A 25,212-nucleotide genomic window follows, 5' to 3' on the forward strand; every position below is an offset into this window, starting at 1 on the left:
TCCCGGCTTCGGCGGCTCCTGCTTCCCGAAGGACACCAAGGCGCTGATCAAGATCGCGCAGGACTACGACGTGTCCTTGCGCATCGTGGAATCCGTGCTGGCGGTCAACGAGAACCGCAAGCGCGCGATGGCGCGGAAAGTGAGCCAGGCGCTCGGCGGCTCCTTGCGTGGCAAGACCATCGCCGTGCTCGGCCTGACCTTCAAGCCCGACACCGACGACATGCGCGATGCGCCCTCGATCCCGCTGGTGACGGGCTTGCTCGACATGGGCGCCAAGGTGAAGGCGTTCGATCCCGTCGGCATGGAGCAGGCCAGGGGCGAATTGCCGAACATCACCTATAGCGAGGACGCCTATTCCTGCGCGCAAGGCGCCGATGCGCTCGTCATCGTCACCGAATGGGTCCAGTTCCGCGCGCTCGATCTCGACCGGCTGAAGGCCACCATGGCCCGGCCCGTCGTCGTCGACTTGCGCAACATCTACCGCCCCGAAGACATGGCGGCCGCCGGTTTCACCTATGAGAGCGTGGGACGGTCGTCTCAGGCCTGATCCACCAGCGCACATAATTCCATTATGGCCGGGCTTGTCCCGGCCATCGACGTCTGTTTTCTAGTCGAATACGTGGATGCCCGGCACAAGGCCGGACATGACGAACGGATAGACTTTTTTGCCCCGTACCTTCGACACGCCCCTGCCGATCGATGCCGTGCTCGACGATCTCTCGCGCAGGCTGGAGGCGAACAATGCGGCCGTGCTGGTCGCCCCTCCGGGCGCCGGCAAGACCACACGCGTGCCGCTGGCACTGCTCGATGTGCCCTGGGCCAAAGGCAAGAAAATCATCGTGCTGGAGCCGCGGCGCATCGCCGCGCGCGCCAGCGCCGACCGCATGGCCAAGTCGCTTGGCGAGCGCGCCGGGGAAACCGTTGGTTATCGCGTCCGGTTCGGCTCGAAGATTTCGCGCGCTACGCGCATCGAGGTGGTGACCGAGGGCATATTCACCCGCCAGATCCTCGACGATCCCGAACTTTCCGGCGTTGCCGCCATTCTGTTCGACGAATTCCACGAGCGCTCCCTCGACGCCGATCTTGGCCTCGCGCTGGCACGGGATGCGCAAACCGGCCTGCGCGAGGACCTGCGCATCCTCGTGATGTCGGCAACGCTTGATGGCGCTCGCGTCGCCAAGCTGCTGGGCGATGCCCCCGTCGTCGAGAGCGAGGGCCGCGCTTTCCCCGTCGAGACACGCTATCTGGGCCGCAAGGCGGATGCGCCGATCGAGCGGCAGATGGCGGATGCGATCGCGTCCGCGCTCCGTGCCGACAGTGGCTCGGTGCTGGCGTTTCTGCCGGGCGCGGCCGAAATCCGCCGCACCCAGAATTTCCTCAGCGAGCGCGTGCAGGACGCCAGCATCGAGATCGTGCCGCTGTTCGGCGCGCTCGATGCCGCCGTGCAGGATCGCGCCATCGCGCCGGCGCCGAAGGGCACGCGCAAGGTGGTGCTGGCGACCTCGATCGCGGAAACCTCGCTCACCATCGAGGGAGTGCGCATCGTGGTCGATTCCGGCCTCGCACGCGTGCCGCGCTACGAGCCCGACATCGGCCTGACCCGGCTCGAGACGGTTCGCGCCGCGCGCGCGGCGGTCGATCAGCGCCGTGGTCGCGCCGGCCGTACCGAGCCCGGCGTCTGCTACCGGCTCTGGGACGAGCCGCAGACGGCCTCGCTGGCGCCCTATACGCAACCTGAGATCCTCAGCGCCGACCTGTCCTCGCTGGTGCTCGATCTCGCGCAATGGGGCGTTGCCGATCCCGCGGCGTTGTCATTCCTCGACCCGCCGCCGCAGCCGGCCTGGAAGGAAGCAAAAAATCTGCTCAGCGAGCTCAACGCGCTCGACAGCGATGGCCGCATCACGGCAGAAGGCAAGAGCCTGCGCGCGCTGGCGCTGCCGCCGCGGCTGGCGCGCATGATCGTGGATTCGCAGCGCGCAGGCTGCGGCGAAGAGGCGGCCGAGATCGCCGCTGTTATCACCGAGCGCGGGCTCGGCGGCGACAGCGTCGATCTCGAGCACCGGCGCGACCAGTTCCGCCGCGACCGCTCACCGCGGGCGGCGAGTGCACGCGATCTCGCGCGCCGCTGGGCCTCGCAGGTCGCCGCGTCCGAGAAGGCGGGGCAGCAGGAGGATCTCTCCACCGGCCTGATGCTGGCTTATGCCTTTCCCGACCGCGTCGCGCGGAACCGTGGCAACGGCAGTTTCGTGCTTGCCAACGGCCGCGGCGCTGCGGTGGAGCAGACCTCCTCGCTCGCACGCGCGCCCTATATCGCGATCGGCGAGATGACCGGCACGGCTGCGAGTGGCCGCATCCTGCTCGCCGCCCAAATCGCCGAGGGCGACATCGAGCGGCACTTCGCCGAGCATATCGAGAGCGTCGACGAGATCTCGTTCGACCGCGGGGCGATGGCGCTGCGCGCACGGCGCAAGCGTGTGCTGCATGCGATCACCCTGTCCGAAGCGACGCTTGCTGTGTCGCCCTCGGAGGATACCGCGCGCATCTTCGCAGATGGTCTCATCGCCGCCGGCCTCGACCGCTTGCCATGGTCGAAGGCCGCAAAACAATGGCGCGACCGCGTGATGTTCTTGCGCAAGGCCGAGGGCGATAGCTGGCCCGATCTCTCCGACGTCGGATTGATCGCGCGGCGCGACGATTGGCTGGTGCCTGTTCTCTACGACAAGATCGCGCTAAAGGACATTTCCGCCGGCGATCTCTCCGATGCGCTGATGGCGCTGTTGCCGTGGGAGATGCGCGCGCGGCTCGACCGGGAGGCGCCGACGCATTTCGAGGCGCCGACGGGGAGCGTGCTCGCGATCGATTACGAGGCCGAGCAGGGGCCGACCATTGCGGTACGGCTGCAGGAATTGTTCGGCCTCAACACCCATCCGTCGATCGCCGCCGGCAAGGTGCCGCTGGTGCTCGAATTGCTGTCGCCGGCGCAGCGGCCGGTGCAGGTGACGCGCGATCTCCCCGGCTTCTGGCGCGGCAGCTATGCCGCTGTCCGTTCCGACCTGCGCGGCCGCTATCCACGCCATCCCTGGCCGGATGATCCTGCGACTGCGCTGCCGACCCGGCGTGCAAAGCCGCGCGGCACCTGAAGCCGCATTAACCGTCCGCTCATCCTTTTTGTCAAAATAGCACAGGCCCTGCCGTGGGCTCGCTCGCGGACGGGTGGGCTGCGTGGTCAAATCGAGCTCTCCGGCTCGGAAGTGGTGTGATGCGTAACATTATGATCTTCGCGGCCATTATGATCGGCCTCGGCACCTTCATGGCGCAGATGGCGGACAGAATGAGCTCCGCGTCCGCCACCTCGGCGCCGCGCACGACTGTTGCCGTTGCGACGATGGCGCCCGCCGGCGGCCGTAGCCTCAACATTCCCCGCGACGTCCGCGGCCACTTCCAGACCGAAGGCCGCATCGACGGCCAGCGCATCGGCTTCATGGTCGACACCGGCGCTTCCGTCGTGGCGCTGAACGAGAGTTCGGCCGCGCGCTTCGGTCTGCGTCCCTCGCGCAGCGAATACAACGCCACGGTCACCACCGCGAACGGCACCATCAAGGCCGCGCGCACCCGCATCGCCATGCTTGACGTCGGCGGCCTCATCGTGCGCGATGTCGATGCCATGGTGCTCCCCGACGCGGCGCTGTCGGAGAACCTGCTCGGTCTTTCCTTCCTGTCCCGGCTCAAGCGATTCGAATACGCCAACGGGCAGATGGTGCTGGAGCAGTAATCCGGGCGGACTGTCTCCGGATCAAGTCGTTATCTTCTCGAGCCCGCCCTGCGGCGGGTCAGTTTTTCCGTTGTCAAACCGCCGCAATTATCGGCCATATGCCTTCATTCCCGCCTTCCGCTGCGGCCCGGCATTCGCTAAGCCTCCACAAAAATCTGCCCCCTTTCACGAGACTGTCTCAATGTTTCCCAAGCCGAAATCCGTGCTTTTGCCCAACACCTACGCCTTCGAATCCGAGCCGATGGTCAAGCCCACCGGCTTTCGCGAATACGACGCGCGCTGGTTGTTCCAGAAGGAGATCAACCTGATGGGTGTGCAGGCGCTCGGCATGGGGCTGGGCGCGCTGATCGCCGAACTCGGCGTCAAACAGGAGATCGTCACGGGCCATGATTTCCGGGGCTATTCGGCCTCGATCAAATACGCGCTGATCTCCGGCCTGATGGCTGCGGGGTGCAGGGTGCACGACATCGGCCTTGCGGTGACGCCGATGGCCTATTTCGCGCAGTTCGATCTCGACGTGCCTGCTGTGGCCATGGTCACGGCCTCTCACAACGACAATGGCTGGACCGGCGTGAAGATGGGCGCCAATCGTCCGCTGACCTTCGGCCCCGACGAGATGACGCGGCTGAAGGAGATCGTGCTCGGCGCCGAATTCAAGAACAGGGCGGGCGGCTCGTACCAGTTCCACGAGAACTATCCGGCGCGCTACATCGCCGATCTCACCAATCGCCCGAAGCTCAAGCGCAGGCTCAAGGTCGTCGCGGCCTGCGGCAACGGCACCGCCGGCGCGTTCGCGCCGCAGGTGCTGGAGGCGATCGGCTGCGAGGTGATCCCGCTCGACACCGAGCTCGATCACACCTTCCCGAAATACAATCCGAATCCGGAAGACATGGAGATGCTGCACGCGATCCGCGACGCGGTGCTGCATCACAACGCCGATGTCGGTCTCGGCTTCGACGGCGACGGCGATCGCTGCGGCGTCGTCGACAATACCGGCGAGGAGATCTTCGCCGACAAGGTCGGTGTGATGCTGGCGCGCGACATGTCGGCGATCCACAAGGACGCGCAGTTCATCGTCGACGTGAAGTCGACCGGCCTGTTCGTCACCGATCCCGTCCTGCAGAAGCAGGGCGCCAAAACCGCCTATTGGAAGACCGGCCACTCCTACATGAAACGCCGCACCAACGAGACGGGCGCGCTCGCGGGCTTCGAGAAATCAGGCCATTTCTTCTTCAACAAGCCCTATGGCCGCGGCTATGACGACGGCCTGGTGTCGGCGCTCGCGATCTGCGACATGCTCGACCGCGCGCCCGGCAAGTCGATGGCCGATTTGAAGAACGCGCTGCCGAAGACCTGGTCGTCGCCGACGATGTCGCCGCATTGCTCCGATGAGGTGAAGTACGGCGTCATCGACAAGGTGGTGGAGCACTTCGAGGGCTTGCAGGCCAAGGGCGCCAGGATCGGCGGCCAGGCGATCCGCGATCTCGTCACGGTGAACGGCGTGCGGGTCACGGTCGAGGACGGCAGCTGGGGGCTGGTGCGTGCCTCCTCCAACAAGCCCGAGCTCGTCGTCGTGGTCGAGAGCCCGGTCTCCGAGCAGCGCATGCACGACATGTTCGAGATGGTGAACAGCGTGCTGCGGACGCATCCCGAAGTCGGCGAATACAATCAGAAGATCTGAGGCGGGGCCGCAGCGCTCGCGCTTTCCGTATCCACCACTGTCATCACCCGCGAAAGCGGGCGATGACACCTTCCGCGGATCGTAAACTTAAGCCGCCACCACGGCCGGGATCGGCAGCGCGGTCACCGACTTGATCTTCTCCATCGCAAAGCGCGAGGTGACGTTCTTCAGCGGCACGGCGGCGATCAGCTTCTTGTAGAAGACGTCGTAGGCCTGCATGTCGGCGACCACGACGCGCAGCATGTAATCGACGTCGCCGGCCATGCGGTAGAACTCCATCACCTCGGGCATGGCGCTGACCGCCTCGGCGAATCTCTTGAGCCAGGCGTCGGAATGATCGGAGCTCTCCACCGACACGAATACGGAAATGCCGAGCCCGATCTTGTTCTGATCGACCAGCGCCACCCGCTTGAGGATTACGCCGTCGGCCTCCAGGCGCTGGATGCGCTTCCAGCAGGGGGTCGAGGACAGGCCGACGCGGTCGCCGATTTCGGCAACCGACAGGGAGGCATCCTCCTGGAGCACCATCAGGATCTTGCGATCGATGGCATCGAGGCGGCGGCTGGTCTCGGGGATCTGGACGGCGGCATCGGTCATTTGAAGAACTTTGTTCCAATATGATGGGTTAGTTCACTCATATAGAGAAAAATCTTCTATCGCAAGCCCGTAACTCGGGCGCCTCAGCAGGAGGGGCGCTACCGCCGATGCCTGAAAAACTCTTCAATTTCAAAGCGTTGCGGGGCGGCTGGACCGCCGCCATGGCGGGTGCACTTCAATGCAGCGGCGGCCGCGGCGAATCGCAGCGCCTCCCGCACCCCGCCTCCCTCGGCGAACCGAAGCGTGAAGGCGCCGTGGAAGACGTCGCCGGCGCCGAGCGTATCGACCGCCTCGACGGGAAAAGCCGGAGTCTCCTCCAGCGTGCCCGCCTCGTTTAGCCAGATCGTCCCGCGAGGGCCGCGGGTAGCGGCGAGGAAGGCTGGTGTCAGCGTAGCGAGGCGCTTCAAGGCCGCTCCGTCATCGGCGATACCCGCAGTCTCCTGCACCTGTTCGCTGGCAAACAGCATATGCGAGGCGGCCTTCAGCAGGCCATCGTGCAACGTCATTGCGCGATCGACGCCGACGATCACGGGAATGCCACGCCGGAGCGCCTCGGTGCAAAGATCGATGCAGAAGGCGCCGCAGCGACTCTCGACCAGGACAGCCTGGCAGTCGGCCAGGAGTTCGTCCGCGTGAGGTAGCTTCACGGTCCAAAGCGTGGGATCGCGATAGATTGTCAGCGTTCGTTCGCCTGAAGCATCGATGATGATCGCTGAGACGGGCGTGGCCGAATCAGGCATGCGCATGATGTGCGTGATCTCAATGCCCTCGGCGGCCATCCGTTCGAGAATGAAATCGCTCGACGTCTCGCGCGCATCGCCCATCGGTCCGGCAAACGCGACGCGCCCGCCGAGCCGCGCGATGGAGATCGCGGCATTGAGCGCGTTGCCGCCACAGATCTCGGCGAGGTGCGTGGCATTGGCCTTGCTGCCGCGCGCCGGAACGGTCTCCACCCGAAAGGTGAGGTCGCGCACGGGCATGCCGACGCAGAGGATGCGCGGCGCGATCTCGGATGGCGCCATCGGCGGTCAGCTCTTGTCGTGGACCCAGCGGCCGAGCAGGTGATGGGCGATCGCAAACGGATGCGGCCCGGCGAGCCCGTCCGGATGCGTCCGTGTGAGCATCAGCGCCGCTTCCTCGCGCGCGAACCAGCGCGCATCTTCCAGTTCCATGCGATCGACGACGATGTCCTCGCTCACGGCCCGCGCACTGCAGCCGATCATCAGCGACGACGGATAGGGCCAGGGCTGCGTCATATAGTACTGCACGTCAGTGCAGCGAATGCCTGATTCTTCGAGGATCTCGCGGCGGACCGCGTCTTCGATGGTCTCGGCGGCCTCGACGAAGCCGGCGAGGCAGGAATACATGCCCGGCGGAAACTGCTTCTGGCGGCCGAGCAGGCATTTGTCGCCCGAGGCTACCAGCATGATCACGACAGGATCGGTGCGCGGAAAGTGCTCGGCCTTGCAAGCCGGGCAGTCGCGCTTCCAGCCGCCCTCCTTCATCGCGGTACGGGTGCCGCAATTGGCGCAATAACCGTGACGCTGGTGCCAGCCGACCATCGACTTCGCCATCGCGATCGCGGACAGTTCCTCGGGCGGGACGGCGCCCTGCATCGCCATGCCGCGCAATTCGGTGACGGTGTAGTCCTCGCGGCCGATCAGCTTCTCGGCTGCCGCCTGGGCGAGGCCCATGCCGAACACCGCGGCGCCATCGCGCAGGCCGAGGAAGATCGTGCCGGGATTGGCGCCGCATTTCAGGGCTTCATCGATCGAGAGCAGCGCGCGCACCTTGTCGCCCTCGCGCTTCACCAGCAGCGAGTCGCGGTAGACGACATAGGCGCGCGACGAGGGCTTCTGCTCCATCGCGAACAGCTTTTCGTCGTCGCGGCGCAGATGCGCGGCGCGGTCGAGGATGTTGTTGACGAAGGCAGGTTGCCCCAGCGGAAACGCGTCGAATGCTGACATTTCTTGTTCTTTCAACCCAACCAGATTTTTCGGCGAAGCGCGCTGATGAAATTCTGAACCTCTGCGGCGTCATGCGCGAGCGGCGGCATCACGCCCCAGACCGGCCGCGGCCAGGCGGCGTCGCTGGTGCGGCGCGCGATGATGTGGACATGAAGCTGCGGCACCAGATTGCCGAGCGCCGCGACATTGAGCTTGTCGCATTTGGTGATCTCCTTCAGCGCGCGCGACACGCGGGAGATCTCCGTCATCAACTGCGCCTGCTGGACTTCATCGAGGTCGATAATCTCGACCGCATCCACCCGCCGCGGCACCAATAGCAGCCAGGGATAATGGGCGTCCTTGATGACCAGTACCTTCGACAGCGGCAGATCGCCGATGTCGATGGTGTCCTCTTTCAGGCGGGAGTGCAGCGACCAGGCGGGTTCGGGCATGGAGGTTTCCGGATGGCCCGATGGGGTCGGGCGTGGTTGGCTCCGACCATACGATACCGATTCCCTGAGGGGAAGGATCGTGCCCCGCTGTCACCGCATACACGGTCGTCGTCACGGACAAGTGCGCCGATTTTCCTCCGAATCGTCTCGAGATGTCGAGCAACATCATCTCGATTGCGACTTCGATCAGGATGCATTCGAAGTTGATTCGGTCATGTCAGGCCTCCATTGACGTGCCAGACTTGGCCCGTGACGTAGGATGCTTTCGGGGACGCCAGGAAGGCGATGATTTCGGCGACCTCCTCCGGCCGTCCTCTGCGCCGCATCGGGATCAGCGCCTCGGTTGCGGCGATCTGCTCGGGTGACAGCCGGCTCTCGTTCGGCCTGTCCTTGACGATGAGTCCGGGCGAAACCGCGTTGACCGTGATGCCATCTTTCGCGAGCTCCATCGCGGTCAACCTCACCAGTGCTTCCAGCGCGGAGCGGCTCGCGGCGGTTGCCGCGAACGGCGCGAAGTCGGGCCGGATCGCATGCGCGACGAAGGAGGACACCGCCACGATGCGTGGATCTTGTCCGGCACGCAGCAGCCGAAGTGCGGCCTCGACCATGCGGGTGAAAGCCAACGCGGATTCGTCCATCGCCTGGCGGAATTGATCTGCCGGCGTGCCGATGGCGCTGCCGCGGCGGGCGTGGCCGCCGACCAGGATCAATCCGTCGAGGCGGCTGAAGGCGGCTTGCGCGGCCGCGATGGCATCGCCGGCGGCTGCTTCCTCGGCGAGATCGCCGAGGCACTTCGCGACCACTGCGCCCTTGGCTTCGGCCTCCACCGCGGTGGCATCGAGACCTTCTGCATTCGCGCGCGTGTGCAAGACAAGCGCGATCCCCGGTGCAGAAAGCAGCTTTGCGGTGGCGCGGCCGATTCCGCTGGCGGCGCCGGTGACGAGATAGACGCGGTTGATATCGGACATCAGGGTGCTGCGGTGGCTGACGGCAGTGCCGGAATGGAAATGGTGCGCGTCGCGGCTTCCTAGGCGACCTCGCGGGCGAAAGCTGCTTGGATGGAGTTCCGGCAGCCGTTCTTAGCAAGGTGGTCCGATCAGCGAAAGCGTAAGCCTATCGGCTGGGCAGATCCGGAAATGCCCGGATGCTGGGCAAGATCAACCTGTTCAAAGCCGATACCCGCTTGCTTTCCGCTCCCTTTGGCCCCAAATAGGGACCGGGAGATTGGCGGTGGACGAGCCACTCGCCAACCGGGTCAGGTCCGGAAGGAAGCAGCCCTAACGAGGTCCGGATCGGGTCGCTCGTCAGTCTCCTACCTGTTTTTCCGAGCGAACCAGCGCCGGCGGGCTTCCCGCCAGCGCGCTCCTGTCCGCAAAAGCCAGCCGAGAGACATTCCATTGCGGATTGACCGATGACCGACGCTGGCGCCCCTCCAACTCCCGATAGCGCCGGCCCGGCTGGCAACGCGCCCTACCGGGTGCTGGCGCGCAAATACCGCCCCTCCTCATTCGACGACCTGATCGGCCAGGAGGCCGTGGTTCGCACCGTCTCCAACGCTTTCGAGACCGGGCGGATTCCGCAGGCCTGGATCCTCACCGGCGTCCGCGGTGTCGGCAAGACCACCACCGCGCGCATCCTGGCGCGCGCACTCAACTATGAGATGCCGGACGGCTCGGTGAAGGGGCCGACCATCCACATGCCGATCTTGGGCGTGCATTGCCAGGCGATCATGGAAAGCCGGCACATGGACGTGCTGGAGATGGACGCGGCCTCGCATACCGGCGTCGACGACGTCCGCCAGATCAATGACAGCGTGCGCTACGCGCCGGCCAGCGCCCGCTACAAAGTCTACATCATCGACGAAGTCCACATGCTGTCGACGGCGGCGTTCAACGCCTTCCTGAAGACGCTGGAGGAGCCGCCGGAGCACGCCAAGTTCGTGTTTGCCACCACCGAGATCCGCAAGGTTCCGGTGACCGTGCTGTCGCGTTGCCAGCGTTTTGACCTGCGCCGCGTCGAGGCCGACGTGCTGATGAAGCATCTTGCCAATATCGCCGCGAAGGAAAGCGTCGAGATCGAGCCGGAAGCGCTCGGCATCATCGCCCGCGCGGCGGAAGGCTCGGTGCGCGATTCGCTGTCGCTGCTCGACCAGGCGATTGCGCATGCGGCCGGCACCGTGAAGGCCGATGCGGTCAGGCAGATGCTGGGCCTCGCCGACCGTACCCGCGTCATCGACCTGTTCGATTCGCTGGCGCGCGGTGACATCGCGGCGGCCTTCAAGGAGTTCCGCGACCAGTACGATGTCGGCGCCGATCCCATCGTTGTGCTCTCCGACCTTGCCGAGTTCGTCAATTTCGTCACCCGCGTGAAGATCGTGCCTGTTACGGCCGACAACGTCGCCTATGGCGAGACCGAACGCGTGCGCGCAAAGGAATTCGCCGCGAAGATCTCGATGCGGGTGCTGTCGCGGATGTGGCAGATGCTGCTCAAGGGCATCACCGAGGTGCAGGCTGCGACGCGACCCGCCGCGGCCGCCGAAATGGTGCTGGTGCGCATCGCCTATGTCGCCGACCTGCCGACGCCGGACGAAGCCATCAGGATGCTGGAGCAGAATGGCGGCGGCTCGCAAGTCGTGGGCGGCGGTGCGGCGCGCGGCAGCGCGCCGGCGGCACCGATGGCCTCCGCGGCGCCGGTCACGTCAGCCGCGCCGGTTCGCATGCCGACGTCGTCGCCATCAGCGTTCGGCGGTGGCGCCCGGCCGCAGATGGCGGCGCCCGCACCGGATCGGCAAGGCGTCGCACCGCAGCTGCGCATCACGAGCTTCACCCAGCTCGTTGCGCTTGCCGGGCAGAAGCGCGATCTCATGACCAAGGGTGCGCTCGAAGGCGACATGCGCCTCGTCCGTTTCGAGGAGGGCCGGCTGGAGGTCGCGCTCGAGCCGAACGCCTCCAAGACCATGATCTCGGAGCTTGCGAAGAAGTTCGAACTGTGGACCGGCCGGCGCTGGACCGTGATCGTCTCCAACGAGCAGGGCCAGCCGACGCTGCGCTCGGTGAATCAGGCGGCCAAACAGGAACACGCGCGTACCGCCGAGGCCGATCCACGCGTGCAGGAGGTGCTGTCGCGCTTTCCCGGTGCGAAGGTCGTCGAGGTCCGCAGGCTTGCCCCCGAGACGCCGGAATCCAATATTAACGCGGACTATGGCAGCGACGATCCGATCGACGGTTCCGATGCCGACGACGATCTCTGAGCCGACCCTTCCAAGGATAGACACCGATGGCTGATTTTCTCGGCATGATGAAGCAGGCGGCGCAGCTGCAATCCAAGATGCAGGAGATGCAGGAGCAGCTCGCCAATGTGGAGGTCGAAGGCATCTCCGGCGGCGGCCTGGTCGCCGTGCGCATGACCGCGAAGATGGACGTCAAGGGCATCAAGATCGATCCCTCGCTGATGAAGGCCGAAGAGCGCGAGGTGCTGGAAGATCTGCTCGTCACCGCGCTCGGTGATGCCCGCCGCAAGGCGGAGACCGCGATGCAGGAGAAGATGCAGTCGCTCACCGGTGGGCTCGGCCTGCCGCCGGGGCTGTTCGGCCAGTAATATGGGCGCGGTTGCAGGTCCTGAGATCGAACGGCTGGTTCAGCTTCTCGCGCGGCTGCCGGGCCTCGGTCCGCGCTCCGCACGGCGTGCAGCGCTGCATCTGATCAAGAAGCGCGAAGCGCTGATGATGCCGCTGTCCACCGCCTTGCAGGTCGCGCTCGACAAGGTCCAGGTCTGCAAGACCTGCGGCAATATCGACACGCAAAATCCCTGCACCGTCTGCACCGATCCGAAACGCGACCCCGCCATCATCGTCGTCGTCGCCGATGTCGCCGATCTCTGGGCGCTGGAGCGGGCCAATGCGACGCAGGGGCGCTACCACGTGCTGGGCGCGACGCTGTCGCCGCTCGACGGCGTCGGCCCGCAGGACCTCACCATCGACGCGCTGGTCGCCCGCGCGCATGCGCCCGAAGTGCACGAGATCATTCTTGCGCTGAATGCGACCGTGGACGGCCAGACCACCGCGCATTACATCACCGACCTGCTTCAGGACGCCAACGTTAAAGTCACCCGGCTGGCGCACGGCGTGCCTGTTGGTGGCGAGCTTGATTATCTCGACGAGGGCACGCTATCGGCCGCGATGCGGCAGCGGACCTTGTTCTAGCCATCCAGATCTCACGGAACGGACGACATGACGAAACTTTTCGCCACACGCTTCGCTTTGGCCGCGTCGATGTTGCTGCTGGTGACCCCGGCGATCGCCGCGCAGCAGGAGGACGAGGCGCCGCCGCCCTCGAAGCCCGGCAAGCCGATCAGCGCCGGCGAGGTGCTCTCGGGCGAGCTGAACGCCATGAAGATTCGTGACACCAAGAACGCCGGCAAGCGCATTGCGATGTATCAGATCACCTCCGAGCCGCGCCGCCTGCCGGCGCCGAACGGGCTGTGCGATCTCGAGACGGGGCCGGAGACGTTCCAGCTCGTGACCTCAAGCGAGGCGCAGGCCTCGCAGCTGAAATCGTTCGTCGGCAAGGAAATCTCGGTCAAGGTCGGCGAAATCGCCTGTGCCAGCGATCCCGGCCAGATGAGCGAAGCTGTGGTGACGAAGTGGAGTTTGGTGAAGAAGTAGGAAGGGGGATTGCTCTCTCCGCCGTCATTGCGAGCGAAGCGAAGCAATCCAGAAATCTCTCCGCGAAAGCAGTCTTGATGGGCTTCGTCGCACCAGCGCAAAATTGCTTCGCAATTTTGTCGCGGGCTCCTCGCAATGACGAAGGAGAGAGGTAAGCCTTAAACCCTGACCGGCCCCAGCGCCTCGAAATGTCCGCGCCTCTGCAGCCAGGTCAGCAGCATCAGGCTCGGGATCGCCACCAGCACGCAGATCACGAAGAACAGCGGCCAGCCGGTCGCGGCAGCGACGAAGCCCGCGCCTGACGACAGATAGGTCCGCCCCACCGCCGCCAGTGCGGTGAGCAGCGCATATTGCGTCGCCGTGTGCAGCGGGTTCTGGCACAGCGCCGACAGATAGGCGACGAAGATCACGGTGCCGATGGCGCTGGTGAAATTCTCGGCGCAGATCGCGAGCGCCAGCGCCCATTGATTGGTGCCGACCACCGCGAGCCAGGAAAAGGTGAGATTGGCCAGCGCCTGCACCACGCCGCCGATCCAGAGCGAATTTGCCAGCGAATAGCGTCGCGCGACAAAGCCGCCGGCGAACCCGCCGATCAGCGTCGCGGCAAGGCCGACGCCCTTGACGATCGCTGCATAATCATTGCGGCTGAAGCCGAGGTCGATGACGAACGGCGCGGTCATCGTGCCGGAGAACGCATCCGTGAACTTGAACAGCACGACAAAGGCAAGCGCCGCGATCGCGTCCTTGCGCGACAGGAATTCCGAGAAGGCGCCGATTGCCGCGTGCAGCACGCGTGTGAACGCGGTTTCGTCGTGTGTCGCGGCTTCCGCCCTTACTGATTGTTCGGGCTCGGTTGCAACGAGGGCCGTGATCGTCCCGATCAGCACCATTGCCGCCATCACCACATAGCCCCACATCCAGGCCGAGCCGCGGGTGATGCCGGTGCTCTCGAAACCGGAGACGATGAACAGCGCGCCCGCGGTCGAGATCAGCATGCCGATGCGATAGGCCGCGACGTAAGCCGCCATGCCGGCCGCCTGCTCGCTCTCGGGCAGGCTCTCGACGCGGAAGGCATCGACCACGATGTCCTGCGTCGAGGACGTCGTCGCCACCAGCAGCGCGCCGAGCGCGACATACAACGGCGAGCTCGCCGGATCGGTCATCGCCAGCAGCAGGATCGCGATGATCAGCAGCAGTTGCGAAAACAGCAGCCAGCCGCGTCTCCGGCCGAAGGCGCGCGTGAACAGCGGCACATGCAGCGCATCCACCAGCGGCGCCCACAGGAATTTCAGCGTGTAGGGCGTGCCGACCAGCGCGAACAGCCCGATGGTCTTGAGGTCAACCCCGGCCTCGCGCATCCACACCAGGAGCGTCGAGCCCGACAGCGCCAGCGGCAGCCCCGAGGAGAAGCCGAGGAACAGAACGATCAGCACCCGCGGCTGCAGGTAAACGGCCAAGCTGTCGCGCCAGGACGTGGCCGGGGCATCGGTGGTGGCAGTTCCGGAAGTGGCGTCGGGTGCTGTCATAGGGGAGGGTGTTAGCAGATTCTGGGGCAAAAGACTCGCGTGAGCCCGTGGGACGGGAACGCCTTCGACATCCTCAGTGTCATCGTCCGCGAAGGCGGACGATCCAGTAATCACCGGCGCCTCGGCTCAATCACAACTGCTGCGGCGTACTGGATACCCCGCCTTCGCGGGGTATGACACCATCATGGTGGGGTAAAGGTCATCCCAATTCGGGTTTTCTTTCTCGATCAATCGGACCTTCCAGGCTCTATTCCACTTCTTCAGCCGCTTCTCCCGCCTGATGGCATTCTCAGGATCATCGAATTGCTCAAAATAAACGAGCCTTGCGACGTCGTACTTTTCCGTGAAGCTGAGTTTTGACTTGTGTTCAGCCACGCGACGGATGAGATCGTTCGTCACGCCGATGTAGAGCGTCCCGCCGACCTTGCTGGCGAGGATGTACACGTAGTAGCAGCGTGCGCCCATCTTCCGTCTCTGGGATACTGGGTCGCCCGGTCAAGCCGGGCGACGACAGTGTGCTCTAGATCCTATTCCCCCGCCTGGAGCTTCCGCGGAAACAGCTCCGGTGCTCCCGACACCAGCCGCGGGCCCTCCGGCGGCGCATCGGTCTTGCTGAAATCGAGCTCCTCGATCCGGCCTGCGCGCTTCTCGATCTTCTCGGCGGAAATCAGGATCTGGCGGACGTCCTCGTTGGCGTCGGCAAAATGCTTCTGCAGTTTCAGCACGCGATCGCGCAGGCGGCCGAGATCGTCGCCGAGCTTGATCACCTCGGTCTGGATCTGGTCGGCGGCATCGCGCATGCGCGCGTCCTTCATGATCTGCTGCATCACCTGGATCGCGAGCATCAACAGCGAGGGCGACACCAGCACGACGCGGGCGCGATAGGCCTTCTGGATCACGTCGTCGAAACCGTCGTGGATTTCCGCGTAGACCGATTCCGACGGCACGAACATCAGCGCCATCTCCTGGGTCTCACCGGTGATGAGATATTTTTCCGCGATGTCGCTGACATGCTTCATCACGTCGCCGCGCAGCCGCTGCGCGGCGAGGCGCGTCTCCTCGTCAGTGCGGGCGTCGTGCAGCGCGGTCATCGCTTCCAGCGGGAATTTGGCGTCGATGCAGAGCGGGCGCTGGTCGGGCAGGAACACGACGCAGTCCGGCCGCTTTCCGGTCGAGAGCGTGAACTGAAATTCGTAGGACCCCTTGGGGAGACCGTCCTGGACGATCGCCTCCATCCGCGCCTGGCCGAAGGCGCCGCGCGACTGTTTGTTGGCGAGCACGTCGCGGAGCGTCGTCACCTGGGTGGTGAGGTCGGTGAGGTTCTTGTGCGCGCTGTCGATGATGCCGAGCCGCTCGTGCAACGCGCGCAGGCTCTCCATCGTGTTGCGGGTCTGATGTTCCATGGATTGACCGACCCGATGGGTCACCGAATCCAGCCGCTCGTTGACCGCCCGCGCTATTTCGGCCTGACGTCCCGCCAGCGCCTGGGTCATGGCATCGACCCGGCCGGACGCCTCGCTCTGGGCGCGCAGGACCTGGGCGAGGCGCTCCTCGAGCTCGTCGGCCCGGATCGCGCTCGCCATCGCAAGTTCCGCGCCGCGCCGCCCGGACCGCGCGAGTACGACCGCAATCACGACCAGCAGGATGAGGACGAGGACGCCGAAGCCGATCAGCGCATCGATTCCGCGCACCGGCCAGTCGCCCAGCATGAAAATGATCTCGTTCATGGCTGCCCTTCTAGCCGATTCGGCAGCCAGGAGCGAACGAAGGGAGAACGATAGCGGTAACCGCCCCCTCATTTTTATGGTTAACGAAAGCTGAAGTTTTATGGTTAGCGAACCATTAACGTGTTCCCGGCCGCATTGACCCGATGTCGCGCGCGGCTTAAATCGCCCGCCATGGCCCTCAGAGAAATCATCATCCTGCCCGACAAGCAGCTGCGCCTGGTCTCCAAGCCGATCGAGAAGGTCACCGCGGAGATCCGCCAGCTTGCCGACGACATGTTCGAGACCATGTACGACGCGCCCGGCATTGGCCTCGCCGCGATCCAGATCGCGCAGCCGCTGCGCCTGATCACCATGGACCTCGCCAAGCCCAACCAGGACGGCGAGACCAAGCCGGAACCGCGCGTCTTCATCAATCCGGAGATCCTCGCCTCGTCCGAGGAGCTCTCCATTTACGAGGAAGGCTGCCTCTCGATCCCCGAATATTACGAGGAGGTCGAGCGCCCTGCGAAGGTGCGCGTGCGCTTCACCGATCTCGACGGCAAGGTGCACGAGGAGGACGCCGAAGGCCTCTACGCCACCTGCATCCAGCACGAGATCGACCATCTCAACGGCGTCTTGTTCGTCGACTATCTGTCGAAGCTCAAGCGCGACCGCGTGATCAAGAAGTTCGAGAAAGCCGCCAAGCGCGCGGAGTGAGTAAGTGGTAAGCGACTAGCGTTGCCCCACGCTCCCCTGTGCTCCCTCCCCCGCAAGGGGAGGAGGGAACGTACCTGAGTCCTGTCATGCCCCTCCGCCTGATCTTCATGGGCACGCCCGATTTCTCCGTGCCGACGCTGCTCGAACTGGTCGCGCACGGCCACGAGATCGCGGCCGTCTATACCCGCGCACCGAAGCCGGGCGGTCGGCGCGGGCTGCAATTGCAGCCAACTCCCGTTGAAGAGGCCGCGCGAAAACTCGGCGTGCCCGTGCTGACGCCGAAGACGTTGAAGTCGCAGGAGGCGCTCGACGAGTTCAAAGCCTTTGGCGCCGATGCGGCCGTCGTCGTCGCCTACGGCATGATCCTGCCGCAGGTGATCCTCGATGCGCCGAAACTTGGCTGCTACAATCTGCACGCTTCGCTCCTGCCGCGCTGGCGCGGCGCGGCGCCGATCAACCGCGCGATCATGGCGGGCGACGCCGAGAGCGGCGTGATGGTGATGAAGATGGATGTCGGCTTGGATACCGGCGACGTCGCCATGGCCGAGCGTCTCGCCATCACCGACAACATGACCGCACTCGATCTGCACGACCGGCTCGCCCGCCTCGGCGCCGATCTGATGGTGCGCGCCATGGCCGCGCTCGATCGCGGCGGGCTGCAGCTGAAGAAGCAGAGCGAGGACGGCGTCACCTATGCCGCCAAGATCGACAAGGCCGAGGCGCGGATCGACTGGAGCAAGCCGGCGCATGCGGTGCTGCGCCACATTCACGGCCTGTCGCCGTTTCCCGGCGCCTGGGCCGAGCTTGAGAATGCACGCGTCAAGATCCTGCGCTGCGAGCTTGCCAAAGGCTCCGGCGAGCCGGGTGCGGTGCTCGACGAGCAGCTCACCATCGCCTGCGGCGAGGGCGCGATCCGCATCCTCGAGCTCCAGCGCGAGGGCAAGGGCCGGATGCAGGCCGCTGACTTCTTGCGCGGCGCAACTGTGAAGCCGCCGATGCGGCTTTCCTGATGCCCCGCTACAAGCTCACCATCGAATATGACGGCGCGCCGTTCTTCGGCTGGCAGGTGCAGGACACGCTGCCGTCGGTGCAGGGGGCGCTGGAAGCGGCCGTAAAGGCGATGACCGGCGCCGATCTGCGGGTGCACGGCGCCGGCCGCACCGATGCCGGCGTGCATGCGCGCGGCCAGGTCGCGCATGTCGATGTCGAGAAGCAGTTTCCGCCGGGGCGATTTCGCGATGGGCTGAACGCGCATCTGCGCCCGCATCCGATCGCGGTGCTCGAGGCCGAGATCGTGCCTGATAGCTTCGAGGCGCGCTTCTCGGCGGTGAAGCGCCACTATCGCTATCGCGTCATCAACACCCGCGCCAATCTCGCGCTCGATGTCGGCCATGCCTGGCGCGTGCCGCGCAAGCTCGATGCCGAGGCGATGCATGCGGCGGCACAGCGCCTGCTCGGCAAGCACGATTTCACCACGTTTCGCGACACCGAGTGCCAGGCCAAATCGCCGGAGAAGACGCTCGATCAGCTCGACGTGATGCGCGACGGCCGCGAGATCATCATCGTCACCTCGGCGCGCTCGTTCCTGCACAGCCAGGTGCGCTCGATGGTGGGATCGCTGGTCTGGGTCGGCGAGGGCCGCTGGACCGCGGATGATCTCTCCGCAGCGCTCGCCGCCCGCAACCGCGCCGCCTGCGGCATCGTCGCCCCGCCGGAGGGGCTGTATCTGATGCAGGTGGATTATTAGAGATGGCGATGACAGTGGTGTGCCGGGCGAGGGCAGCACCTCATTCGAAATACCGCGTCAAAATCCCGCGATACACCTTGGTCAGCTTCTCCAGATCCGTCACCGGTACGCGCTCATCCACCTGGTGCATGGTCTGGCCGACCAGCCCGAACTCGATCACCGGGCAGTAGCTGGAGATGAAGCGCGCATCCGAGGTGCCGCCTGAGGTCGACAGCTCCGGCTTGCGGCCCGTGACCTCCTCGATCGCCGACACCGCGAGGTCGGTGAACGGACCCGGCTTGGTCACGAACACGTTCGAGTTCGATGGCTCCCAGACGATGCGGGCCTTGATGCGGTTGCCGCAGGCTTTGGCGAGGCGCGTCTCGACCAGCTCGCGCAAGGATGCTTGCGTATGGTTGTCGTTGTAGCGGATGTTGAACCTGGCGCGGGCCTCGCCGGGGATGACGTTGAAGGCCTTGTTGCCGACGTCGACCGAGACGAATTCGAGATTGGAAGCCTGGAACTGCGCGCTGCCATGGTCGAGCGGCTCGTCAGAGATGGCCACGATCAACCGCGAAATATCAGGCACGGGATTGGCTGCACGGTGCGGATAGGCGACGTGCCCCTGCACGCCGTCGACATAGAGCGTGCCCGACTGCGAGCCGCGGCGGCCGACCTTGATGGTGTCGCCGAGCGACTCGACATTGGAGGGCTCACCCAGCACGCAGTGATCGAATTTTTCGCCGCGCTCGGCGGCCCATTTCAACAGCTTGATGGTGCCGTTGATGGAGACATCTTCCTCGTCGCCGGTGATCAGGAACGAGATCGAGCCTTTGCCATCCGCGCGCGGCTTGCCGCCATTCGCGGCGAGATGCTCCAGGACAGCGGCGACCGAGCAGGCGATGCCGCCCTTCATGTCGACCGCGCCGCGGCCGTGCAGGCAGCCGTCCTTCACCTCACCGGAAAAGGCGCCGACGCTCCAGGCGCTCTCGTCGCCCGGCGGCACGACGTCGGTGTGACCGGCGAAGGTGATGTGCGGTCCTTCGGTGCCGATCCGTGCATAGAGATTGTCGACGTCGGCGGTGCCTTCCTCGCTGAAGGTCACGCGGTGGCAGGTGAAGCCGGCTGCACCAAGGGCTTTTTCAAGCACGCCCAGCGCACCGGCGTCTTCAGGAGTTACCGAGGGGCAGCGGATGAGGTCACGGGCAATGGAGAGAGCATCGGTCATGCCTCCGGCTTAACACGCCATTGCGGCGGCGGGCCAGCCTTCTGCGCATGCATTTCAAGCTCACGCGCCTGATCCCAGCCCGGCCTGCCCGTCGGCGGGACGTAGAGCGGGTCGGCGCCGAAGCGATTGGTCTTTCTCGAGCCGCGGAAGAACAGCAGCTCAATCCCGCCCCAGGTCGCGAGCACGAACGAGACCAGGGCCAGCATGAAGCCGATATAGTCGTTGCCGATCCGGTCCAGGAACTGGTTGATCAGACCAGGCAGGACGAAGAAGGCCAGTGCCCACCAGGCGCTCTTGTCGCGGTCATGCAGCCGCTTGATGGACGTCGCGGCAAACACCCAGACGAACAGCGGCGTGCCGATCAGCTTGGCCGGGACCAGCGGAAGGTCGGCGCGCGACAGCGTGCGATAAGTGTCGGGATCGACGGCCTTGAAGATGTCGTCGACCGAGAAACCGAACGAGCGGGCGCCGAACGCCGCCACGATTGCCGCCAGGAAGATCATCCAGCAGACGATGATGAGTCCGGAAAGCCAATATTTGGCGCGGTTGATGCGGCCGTCGAAGCGGAAAAGATACCAGGTCCAATCCATGCAAAAAGCTCCGGGCGGAAGCGACCGCCCGGATGCTGGTCGCGATGGAGGAACATGCGGTTCGATAGTTCACCTGACCTGTCATCCACCTCGAGGTGGCGAAGAAGCAGTCTGGTTGCAGGGAGGCCTTGATCCTGCCCCCAGCTTTCCAGCCGAATATTCAGCCCCCCGGGAGGGGTCCAGAACGGCGCACGAGAAAATCCGGAACGCCTTGCGTCTCCGGGCGCGAAGCGACGGCAGCAACCCGAGCCGTGCGCGTCGGATCCGGCCCGAACCGATTGGGCCCATCGGTCCCTGCCAGGAAAAACAACTCGATAACGACCCAAGTCTGCAGAAGGGACAGGGCAACCGCAAGCATCACGAGCAGCATCTCCCAGACGGTCGAGATATCGACGCCGAACGAGAGCCCGAAAAAGAGCCCGTAATACAGGTAGGAGAGGCGATTAACGACGAAGACCGCAACCGCCCACCAGCCGCTCCGGTTGCGATCGTGAAGCCGTTTGGCCGTCGTGGCCATGTTGATCCAGATCATCGGGATCGCGACGAGCCAGCTTAAAGCCTCCGGTGAGGAAACCAGAAACGAGGACCCGTACAAGGCCGCGACCCAGAGCGCGAGGAGAGCCAGCTCCACAATGAGGTATCTGGCGCGGTTGAGGCGGCCCTTGAAGCCGAACAATAGCCGGACGAAATCCATCGCAACCTCCAGACCGCTCTTGGGCTTGCGGTCTGGAATATTGGTCGCGCCCGGTGGAGTTCGGTTCGATTGGCGCCGCGCCGCTTAATCCCGCAGCAGTTCGTTGATGCTGGTCTTCGAGCGGGTCCGCTCATCCACGCGCTTGACGATCACGGCGCAGGCAGTGCTCGGGCCGACCTGGCCGTTCTTCATCGGCTTGCCCGGCAGCGCACCGGGCACCACCACCGAATATTCGGGCACTTCGCCCATGAAGACTTCGCCGGTCTCGCGGTCGACGATCTTGGTCGAGGCGCCGAGGAACACGCCCATTGCGAGCACCGCGCCCTTGCGCACGATCACGCCCTCGGCGACTTCGGAGCGCGCGCCGATGAAGCAGTCGTCCTCGATGATCACGGGCTCGGCCTGGAGCGGCTCGAGCACGCCGCCGATGCCGGCGCCGCCGGAGATATGCACGCGCTTGCCGATCTGCGCGCACGAGCCGACGGTGGCCCAGGTGTCGACCATGGTGCTCTCATCGACATAAGCGCCGAGGTTGACGAAGGACGGCATCAGCACGACATTCTTGGCGATAAAGGCCGAGCGGCGGACCACCGCACCCGGCACGGCGCGAAAACCGGCGTCGCGAAAACGGTTCGGGCCCCATCCTTCGAACTTCGAGGGCACCTTGTCCCACCAGTTGGCCTGGCCCGGGCCGCCGGGAATGACGTCCATGTCGTTGAGGCGGAAGGACAGCAGCACGGCCTTCTTCAGCCACTGATTGACCTTCCACTTGCCATCGATGCCGCGCTCGGCAACGCGCGCCTCGCCCCGGTCCAGAATCTCCAGCGACTGGTTCACGGCCTCGCGCACCTCGCCCTTGGTCGAGGTCGAGATGGTCTCGCGCGCGTCGAAGGCGCTGTTGATGGTGGATTCGAGGGCGGACAAGGACATCGGACTTTCCTCTTGGGACCGGGGAATTTTGATGGATTGGTGCGCTTTTTCGGGATTTGGAGAGGCGGAGTCAAGGCATACCCGGTCGCCGTCCCGGGGCGCGCGTAGCGCGAGCCCGGGACGACAGCCGTTATTTCGGCGACAACCCCGCCAAAAACCCCGCCAGATCATCCGTGACGTGGTCGACATGGGCCGCATCGCTGCCCTCCAGTTCCCAATCCTCGCGCACCACTTCCTTGGTCCCGTCAGGTACCACCAGCACGGTGGTCATGCCGAGCTCGTGCGGAACGGTGAGGTTGCGGGCGAGGTCCTCGAACATCGCCGCGCGCGTCGGGTCAACCGAATGATCGGCGAGGAATTTCCGGTAGGTCTGCGCCGCCGGCTTCGGCTCGAATTCGGCGGCGATGATGTCGAACACGCCGTCGAAATGCGTGGCGAGGCCAAGCCGCGCCAGCACCGCATCGACATGGTCGACCGAGCCGTTGGTCAGGATCAGCTTGCGTCCGGACAGCCTTGCGATGGCTTCGCCGAGCGCCGGGTTCGGCTCCAGCGGCGAATGGTCGATCTTGTGGACGTAAGCGAGATAATCGTCGGCACGAACGCCATGCAGGGTCATCATGCCGCGCATGGTGGTGCCGAAGCGACGATAGTAATCCTTCTGGATCCTGCGCGCTTCTTCGGGCGAGACGTTCAGCCAGTTGCAGACGAACTCGCCGATTCTGGCGTCGACCTGCTGCCACAGATTGACGTGATGCGGGTACAGCGTGTTGTCGAGGTCGAACACCCAGGTGTCGATATGGGTGAAGGCGCGGGGAGACTTCATCAGAATGCTCTCAATCACGGCAACGCAAAGCGCAGCGTCTTGCCGCCGCTCGACATGTCGATCGCGCCAAAACCGGTCGCCACGAATCCGCGCGCGCCGCAATCGGTCTGCTCAGCGGTCTCGAACTTGGTGTCGCGCGTGCAGAGTTGCTTGTCGCCGCCCCAGTTCAGCGGCTTGTCCTTCAGCTTGATGGCGCGGTTGTCGGCATCCACGGCTTCCGCGAAGCTGAAAATCTGCTTCGGGGCGCCGGTCACATCGGGATGCAGGCATGTTTTGGGATCGATGCGATACCAGCCGCGGCTGGTCACGGACTTGCCGTCGTCGGTCGCGATGGCGGCCATCACCTTGTGAGGCGTGTCGTTGCACCAGGTGAGACCGCTGGTGGACGGGGTCTGCGCCGCATCGACCATGATCTTGAAGAAGTTCGGCGAGGCGACCACGTCGGAGGACAGCCCGCGGCTCTTCAGGAAGGCGGCGAGAGCTCCTTGCGTCTTCGGTCCGTCGACGCCGTCGATGGCGCCGACGTCATAGCCGGCGATCACCAGGAGCCGCTGGATGCCGGCGAGCCGCGCCTGCTCGTCGTCATATTCGGAATCCTCGGCGAGATAGGCGACGAGATTGCCGTCGTCGGCCTGCGTCGGCGTCACTTGCGTGAAGGGCGCTTGCGTCTGACCGCTGCGGCACTGTCGCGCAGCCGCGATGACGAAATTGTCCTGCGCCACGCACAACATGTCGCGTCCGTTCTGCGGAATCGGTGAGGCGCCATAGACGCCGAGCGCGCGGGCGTTGAGCAGGATGCGGTCGGCGGTGAGTGTGCCCTGCACCACCACGCGGCAGGTGGCGGGATCGATCCTGAACCAGCCTCGCGTCGCGGTCGCCGCCTTGTCGTCAATGCCGATCGCGGCCTCGACCACGTAGGACATGCGGTTGCAGATCTTGAGGTCGGCGAACGCCGGAGCGGAGGAAAAGAGGAACGACACGGCCGCCGCCGGCAGCGTCATCAGCAAGCGCGTCAGGATCGAGCGGCGGGAGCGCTGCTCTCTCCGCCCCTCATGCCCGGGCTGGACCCGGGCATTCACGTCCGTGCCGCGCGAAAGATCGTGGATGGCCGGGACCAGCCCGGCCATGACGTTCCTTTGTCGAGGCGACCAGCCCATCACTTGTGGATCAGCGTTCCCGTGCCCTGGTTGGTGAAGAGCTCGAGCAGCACGGCGTGCGGCATCTTGCCGTCGATGATGACGACGCCCTCGACGCCCTGCTCGAGTGCGTAGATGCAGGTCTCGACCTTCGGGATCATGCCGCCGGAGATGGTGCCGTCGGCAATCAGCTTGCGTGCGTCCTTCACCGAGAGCTGCGGGATCAGCTTCTTCGACTTGTCGAGCACACCGGGGACGTCGGTGAGCAGCAACAGGCGCTTGGCCTTCAGCGCGCCGGCAACGGCACCCGCAAAGGTGTCGGCGTTGATGTTCAGCGTCTGGCCCTCCTTGGAGGTCGCCAGCGGCGCCAGCACCGGGATCAGCTCGTAGCCGATCAGCTGGTTGAGCAGCGTGAGGTCGACCTTCTCTGGGTCGCCGACGAAGCCGAGATCGACCGCTTTCTCGATATGCGAGTCCGGATCGATGATGGTGCGCGTCGTCTTCGACGCCTTCACCATGTTGCCGTCCTTGCCCGAGAGACCAACGGCCTTGCCGCCGGCTTCGTTGATGTAGCCGACGATCTGCTTGTTGACGGAGCCGGCGAGCACCATCTCGACGATCTCGATGGTCGCAGCGTCGGTGATGCGCAGGCCGGCTGCGAATTCCGAGGCGATGCCGAGACGCTTGAGCATGGTCGCGATCTGCGGCCCGCCACCATGCACCACGACAGGATTGATCGCGGTCTGCTCGAGCAGCACGATGTCACGGGCAAAATTCTTCGCGGTCTCCTCGTCGCCCATGGCATGGCCGCCATACTTGATGACGATGGTTTCTTCGTCGTACTGCTGCATGTGCGGCAGCGCTTCGGACAGGATGCGGGCCTGGTCGAGCGGGGAGATTTCGGTCATGTCACGATCTCGCTGGCGGGACTAACGCGGGTTCGCGTTCTATCCGATTGGCGGGCGAGGCGCAAAGTGTGGCTGGCATGCGGGACTTGTAGCCCGGATGGAGCGCAGCGCAATCCG

Annotated in this window: 26 protein-coding genes and 1 other RNA gene; 12 read left to right on the forward strand and 15 right to left on the reverse strand. The window is 65.0% G+C overall.

Going from position 1 to position 25,212, the window contains the following annotated elements:
* From XH88_RS09850 to XH88_RS09865, 4 genes are all read left to right on the forward strand, one after another.
* On the forward strand, positions 1-547 hold a 547-nt coding region (locus tag XH88_RS09850), incomplete at its 5' end, for a UDP binding domain-containing protein (protein WP_271615196.1).
* 118 nt (positions 548-665) lie between these two features.
* Entirely contained in the window at positions 666-3,140 is a 2,475-nt protein-coding gene (gene hrpB / locus XH88_RS09855; RefSeq protein WP_271615197.1) for an ATP-dependent helicase HrpB, read from the forward strand.
* Between the two features lie 119 nt (positions 3,141-3,259).
* Positions 3,260-3,772 (forward strand): TIGR02281 family clan AA aspartic protease, encoded by a 513-nt coding sequence (locus XH88_RS09860; RefSeq protein WP_271615198.1) that lies wholly within the window; start codon positions 3,260-3,262, stop codon positions 3,770-3,772.
* 181 nt (positions 3,773-3,953) lie between these two features.
* Positions 3,954-5,453 (forward strand): phosphomannomutase/phosphoglucomutase, encoded by a 1,500-nt coding sequence (locus XH88_RS09865; RefSeq protein ID WP_271615199.1) that lies wholly within the window; start codon positions 3,954-3,956, stop codon positions 5,451-5,453.
* An 87-nt stretch (positions 5,454-5,540) separates the two neighbouring features.
* Here XH88_RS09865 and XH88_RS09870 read toward each other — a convergent pair whose 3' ends face one another.
* The 5 genes from XH88_RS09870 to XH88_RS09890 form a co-directional block, all read right to left on the reverse strand.
* Entirely contained in the window at positions 5,541-6,050 is a 510-nt protein-coding gene (locus tag XH88_RS09870) for an Lrp/AsnC family transcriptional regulator (RefSeq protein ID WP_271615200.1), read from the reverse strand.
* A gap of 98 nt (positions 6,051-6,148) precedes the next feature.
* A complete protein-coding gene (locus XH88_RS09875) occupies positions 6,149-7,072 on the reverse strand; it encodes a sugar kinase (RefSeq protein WP_271615201.1) in 924 nt (307 codons plus the stop codon).
* Between the two features lie 6 nt (positions 7,073-7,078).
* Entirely contained in the window at positions 7,079-8,017 is a 939-nt protein-coding gene (gene nudC / locus XH88_RS09880) for an NAD(+) diphosphatase (RefSeq protein ID WP_271615202.1), read from the reverse strand.
* Positions 8,018-8,028: 11 nt separating this feature from the next.
* Complete coding sequence (locus XH88_RS09885; protein ID WP_211405294.1) at positions 8,029-8,448, reverse strand: HIT domain-containing protein; 420 nt, start codon at positions 8,446-8,448, stop codon at positions 8,029-8,031.
* Positions 8,449-8,660: 212 nt separating this feature from the next.
* Positions 8,661-9,416, reverse strand: a complete 756-nt coding sequence (locus tag XH88_RS09890; protein WP_271615203.1) for an SDR family NAD(P)-dependent oxidoreductase — start codon at positions 9,414-9,416, stop codon at positions 8,661-8,663.
* A gap of 251 nt (positions 9,417-9,667) precedes the next feature.
* On the opposite strand from XH88_RS09890, the gene ffs reads away from it, so the two are divergent.
* The 5 genes from ffs (at position 9,668) to XH88_RS09915 (ending at position 13,111) form a co-directional block, all read left to right on the forward strand.
* Positions 9,668-9,764, forward strand: an RNA gene (gene ffs, locus XH88_RS09895) — signal recognition particle sRNA small type.
* A 95-nt stretch (positions 9,765-9,859) separates the two neighbouring features.
* The gene (locus XH88_RS09900) at positions 9,860-11,698 is read left to right on the forward strand and encodes a DNA polymerase III subunit gamma/tau (protein WP_271615204.1); all 1,839 of its coding nucleotides are present in this window, start codon (positions 9,860-9,862) and stop codon (positions 11,696-11,698) included.
* Positions 11,699-11,724: 26 nt separating this feature from the next.
* The gene (locus tag XH88_RS09905; RefSeq protein ID WP_212303945.1) at positions 11,725-12,045 is read left to right on the forward strand and encodes a YbaB/EbfC family nucleoid-associated protein; all 321 of its coding nucleotides are present in this window, start codon (positions 11,725-11,727) and stop codon (positions 12,043-12,045) included.
* Between the two features lies 1 nt (position 12,046).
* A complete protein-coding gene (gene recR, locus XH88_RS09910; protein WP_271615205.1) occupies positions 12,047-12,649 on the forward strand; it encodes a recombination mediator RecR in 603 nt (200 codons plus the stop codon).
* 27 nt (positions 12,650-12,676) lie between these two features.
* Positions 12,677-13,111, forward strand: coding sequence for a hypothetical protein (locus XH88_RS09915; RefSeq protein ID WP_271615206.1), 435 nt, complete (start codon positions 12,677-12,679; stop codon positions 13,109-13,111).
* Between the two features lie 158 nt (positions 13,112-13,269).
* Here the strand turns inward: XH88_RS09915 and XH88_RS09920 are convergent, their stop codons facing one another.
* The 3 genes from XH88_RS09920 to XH88_RS09930 form a co-directional block, all read right to left on the reverse strand.
* A complete protein-coding gene (locus XH88_RS09920) occupies positions 13,270-14,637 on the reverse strand; it encodes an AmpG family muropeptide MFS transporter (RefSeq protein ID WP_271615207.1) in 1,368 nt (455 codons plus the stop codon).
* A gap of 126 nt (positions 14,638-14,763) precedes the next feature.
* The gene (locus XH88_RS09925) at positions 14,764-15,102 is read right to left on the reverse strand and encodes a GIY-YIG nuclease family protein (RefSeq protein WP_271615208.1); all 339 of its coding nucleotides are present in this window, start codon (positions 15,100-15,102) and stop codon (positions 14,764-14,766) included.
* 62 nt (positions 15,103-15,164) lie between these two features.
* The gene (locus XH88_RS09930) at positions 15,165-16,364 is read right to left on the reverse strand and encodes a DNA recombination protein RmuC (protein ID WP_271615209.1); all 1,200 of its coding nucleotides are present in this window, start codon (positions 16,362-16,364) and stop codon (positions 15,165-15,167) included.
* Between the two features lie 171 nt (positions 16,365-16,535).
* Between XH88_RS09930 and def the strand changes: the two genes are divergently transcribed.
* From def to truA, 3 genes are all read left to right on the forward strand, one after another.
* Entirely contained in the window at positions 16,536-17,060 is a 525-nt protein-coding gene (gene def / locus XH88_RS09935; RefSeq protein ID WP_271615210.1) for a peptide deformylase, read from the forward strand.
* A gap of 86 nt (positions 17,061-17,146) precedes the next feature.
* Positions 17,147-18,070 carry a methionyl-tRNA formyltransferase gene (fmt, locus tag XH88_RS09940; protein ID WP_271615211.1) on the forward strand — a complete coding sequence of 308 codons (924 nt, stop codon included), beginning with the start codon at positions 17,147-17,149 and terminating at the stop codon, positions 18,068-18,070.
* Positions 18,070-18,807, forward strand: coding sequence for a tRNA pseudouridine(38-40) synthase TruA (gene truA / locus XH88_RS09945; RefSeq protein WP_271615212.1), 738 nt, complete (start codon positions 18,070-18,072; stop codon positions 18,805-18,807). Before fmt ends, truA begins: the two co-directional genes overlap by 1 nt.
* Positions 18,808-18,847: 40 nt before the next feature.
* On the opposite strand, the gene dapE is transcribed toward truA, so the two are convergent.
* The 7 genes from dapE to argB all read right to left on the reverse strand — a co-directional run bounded on the left by dapE (position 18,848) and on the right by argB (position 25,095).
* On the reverse strand, positions 18,848-20,014 hold the full coding sequence (gene dapE, locus XH88_RS09950) for a succinyl-diaminopimelate desuccinylase (RefSeq protein ID WP_271615213.1): 1,167 nt from the start codon (positions 20,012-20,014) through the stop codon (positions 18,848-18,850).
* The gene (locus XH88_RS09955; protein ID WP_271615214.1) at positions 20,011-20,604 is read right to left on the reverse strand and encodes a DUF805 domain-containing protein; all 594 of its coding nucleotides are present in this window, start codon (positions 20,602-20,604) and stop codon (positions 20,011-20,013) included. The genes dapE and XH88_RS09955 overlap by 4 nt, the downstream gene beginning before the upstream one ends.
* A 160-nt stretch (positions 20,605-20,764) precedes the next feature.
* Entirely contained in the window at positions 20,765-21,298 is a 534-nt protein-coding gene (locus XH88_RS09960) for a DUF805 domain-containing protein (RefSeq protein WP_271615215.1), read from the reverse strand.
* 84 nt (positions 21,299-21,382) lie between these two features.
* Positions 21,383-22,228 (reverse strand): 2,3,4,5-tetrahydropyridine-2,6-dicarboxylate N-succinyltransferase, encoded by an 846-nt coding sequence (gene dapD / locus XH88_RS09965; RefSeq protein ID WP_271615216.1) that lies wholly within the window; start codon positions 22,226-22,228, stop codon positions 21,383-21,385.
* Between the two features lie 130 nt (positions 22,229-22,358).
* Complete coding sequence (locus XH88_RS09970; protein WP_271615217.1) at positions 22,359-23,051, reverse strand: pyrimidine 5'-nucleotidase; 693 nt, start codon at positions 23,049-23,051, stop codon at positions 22,359-22,361.
* A 14-nt stretch (positions 23,052-23,065) separates the two neighbouring features.
* Complete coding sequence (locus tag XH88_RS09975) at positions 23,066-24,052, reverse strand: DUF1036 domain-containing protein (protein ID WP_271615261.1); 987 nt, start codon at positions 24,050-24,052, stop codon at positions 23,066-23,068.
* 155 nt (positions 24,053-24,207) lie between these two features.
* Positions 24,208-25,095 carry an acetylglutamate kinase gene (argB, locus tag XH88_RS09980; protein ID WP_271615218.1) on the reverse strand — a complete coding sequence of 296 codons (888 nt, stop codon included), beginning with the start codon at positions 25,093-25,095 and terminating at the stop codon, positions 24,208-24,210.
* Positions 25,096-25,212 lie beyond the last annotated feature (117 nt).

Origin of the sequence: Bradyrhizobium sp. CCBAU 51627 (assembly GCF_028128765.1) — a bacterium.
Classification (GTDB): Bacteria; Pseudomonadota; Alphaproteobacteria; order Rhizobiales; family Xanthobacteraceae; genus Bradyrhizobium.

What these genes read in the sequence shown, in the direction of transcription:
- XH88_RS09860 (WP_271615198.1), top strand. Translation starts at nt 3,260, where the DNA reads ATGCGTAACATTATGATCTTCGCGGCCATTATGATCGGCCTCGGCACC.
- XH88_RS09865 (WP_271615199.1), top strand. Translation starts at nt 3,954, where the DNA reads ATGTTTCCCAAGCCGAAATCCGTGCTTTTGCCCAACACCTACGCCTTC.
- XH88_RS09870 (WP_271615200.1), bottom strand. Translation starts at nt 6,050, where the DNA reads ATGACCGATGCCGCCGTCCAGATCCCCGAGACCAGCCGCCGCCTCGAT.
- XH88_RS09875 (WP_271615201.1), bottom strand. Translation starts at nt 7,072, where the DNA reads ATGGCGCCATCCGAGATCGCGCCGCGCATCCTCTGCGTCGGCATGCCC.
- nudC (WP_271615202.1), bottom strand. Translation starts at nt 8,017, where the DNA reads ATGTCAGCATTCGACGCGTTTCCGCTGGGGCAACCTGCCTTCGTCAAC.
- XH88_RS09885 (WP_211405294.1), bottom strand. Translation starts at nt 8,448, where the DNA reads ATGCCCGAACCCGCCTGGTCGCTGCACTCCCGCCTGAAAGAGGACACC.
- XH88_RS09890 (WP_271615203.1), bottom strand. Translation starts at nt 9,416, where the DNA reads ATGTCCGATATCAACCGCGTCTATCTCGTCACCGGCGCCGCCAGCGGA.
- XH88_RS09900 (WP_271615204.1), top strand. Translation starts at nt 9,860, where the DNA reads ATGACCGACGCTGGCGCCCCTCCAACTCCCGATAGCGCCGGCCCGGCT.
- XH88_RS09905 (WP_212303945.1), top strand. Translation starts at nt 11,725, where the DNA reads ATGGCTGATTTTCTCGGCATGATGAAGCAGGCGGCGCAGCTGCAATCC.
- recR (WP_271615205.1), top strand. Translation starts at nt 12,047, where the DNA reads ATGGGCGCGGTTGCAGGTCCTGAGATCGAACGGCTGGTTCAGCTTCTC.
- XH88_RS09915 (WP_271615206.1), top strand. Translation starts at nt 12,677, where the DNA reads ATGACGAAACTTTTCGCCACACGCTTCGCTTTGGCCGCGTCGATGTTG.
- XH88_RS09920 (WP_271615207.1), bottom strand. Translation starts at nt 14,637, where the DNA reads ATGACAGCACCCGACGCCACTTCCGGAACTGCCACCACCGATGCCCCG.
- XH88_RS09925 (WP_271615208.1), bottom strand. Translation starts at nt 15,102, where the DNA reads ATGGGCGCACGCTGCTACTACGTGTACATCCTCGCCAGCAAGGTCGGC.
- XH88_RS09930 (WP_271615209.1), bottom strand. Translation starts at nt 16,364, where the DNA reads ATGAACGAGATCATTTTCATGCTGGGCGACTGGCCGGTGCGCGGAATC.
- def (WP_271615210.1), top strand. Translation starts at nt 16,536, where the DNA reads ATGGCCCTCAGAGAAATCATCATCCTGCCCGACAAGCAGCTGCGCCTG.
- fmt (WP_271615211.1), top strand. Translation starts at nt 17,147, where the DNA reads ATGCCCCTCCGCCTGATCTTCATGGGCACGCCCGATTTCTCCGTGCCG.
- truA (WP_271615212.1), top strand. Translation starts at nt 18,070, where the DNA reads ATGCCCCGCTACAAGCTCACCATCGAATATGACGGCGCGCCGTTCTTC.
- dapE (WP_271615213.1), bottom strand. Translation starts at nt 20,014, where the DNA reads ATGACCGATGCTCTCTCCATTGCCCGTGACCTCATCCGCTGCCCCTCG.
- XH88_RS09955 (WP_271615214.1), bottom strand. Translation starts at nt 20,604, where the DNA reads ATGGATTGGACCTGGTATCTTTTCCGCTTCGACGGCCGCATCAACCGC.
- XH88_RS09960 (WP_271615215.1), bottom strand. Translation starts at nt 21,298, where the DNA reads ATGGATTTCGTCCGGCTATTGTTCGGCTTCAAGGGCCGCCTCAACCGC.
- dapD (WP_271615216.1), bottom strand. Translation starts at nt 22,228, where the DNA reads ATGTCCTTGTCCGCCCTCGAATCCACCATCAACAGCGCCTTCGACGCG.
- XH88_RS09970 (WP_271615217.1), bottom strand. Translation starts at nt 23,051, where the DNA reads ATGAAGTCTCCCCGCGCCTTCACCCATATCGACACCTGGGTGTTCGAC.
- XH88_RS09975 (WP_271615261.1), bottom strand. Translation starts at nt 24,052, where the DNA reads ATGACGCTGCCGGCGGCGGCCGTGTCGTTCCTCTTTTCCTCCGCTCCG.
- argB (WP_271615218.1), bottom strand. Translation starts at nt 25,095, where the DNA reads ATGACCGAAATCTCCCCGCTCGACCAGGCCCGCATCCTGTCCGAAGCG.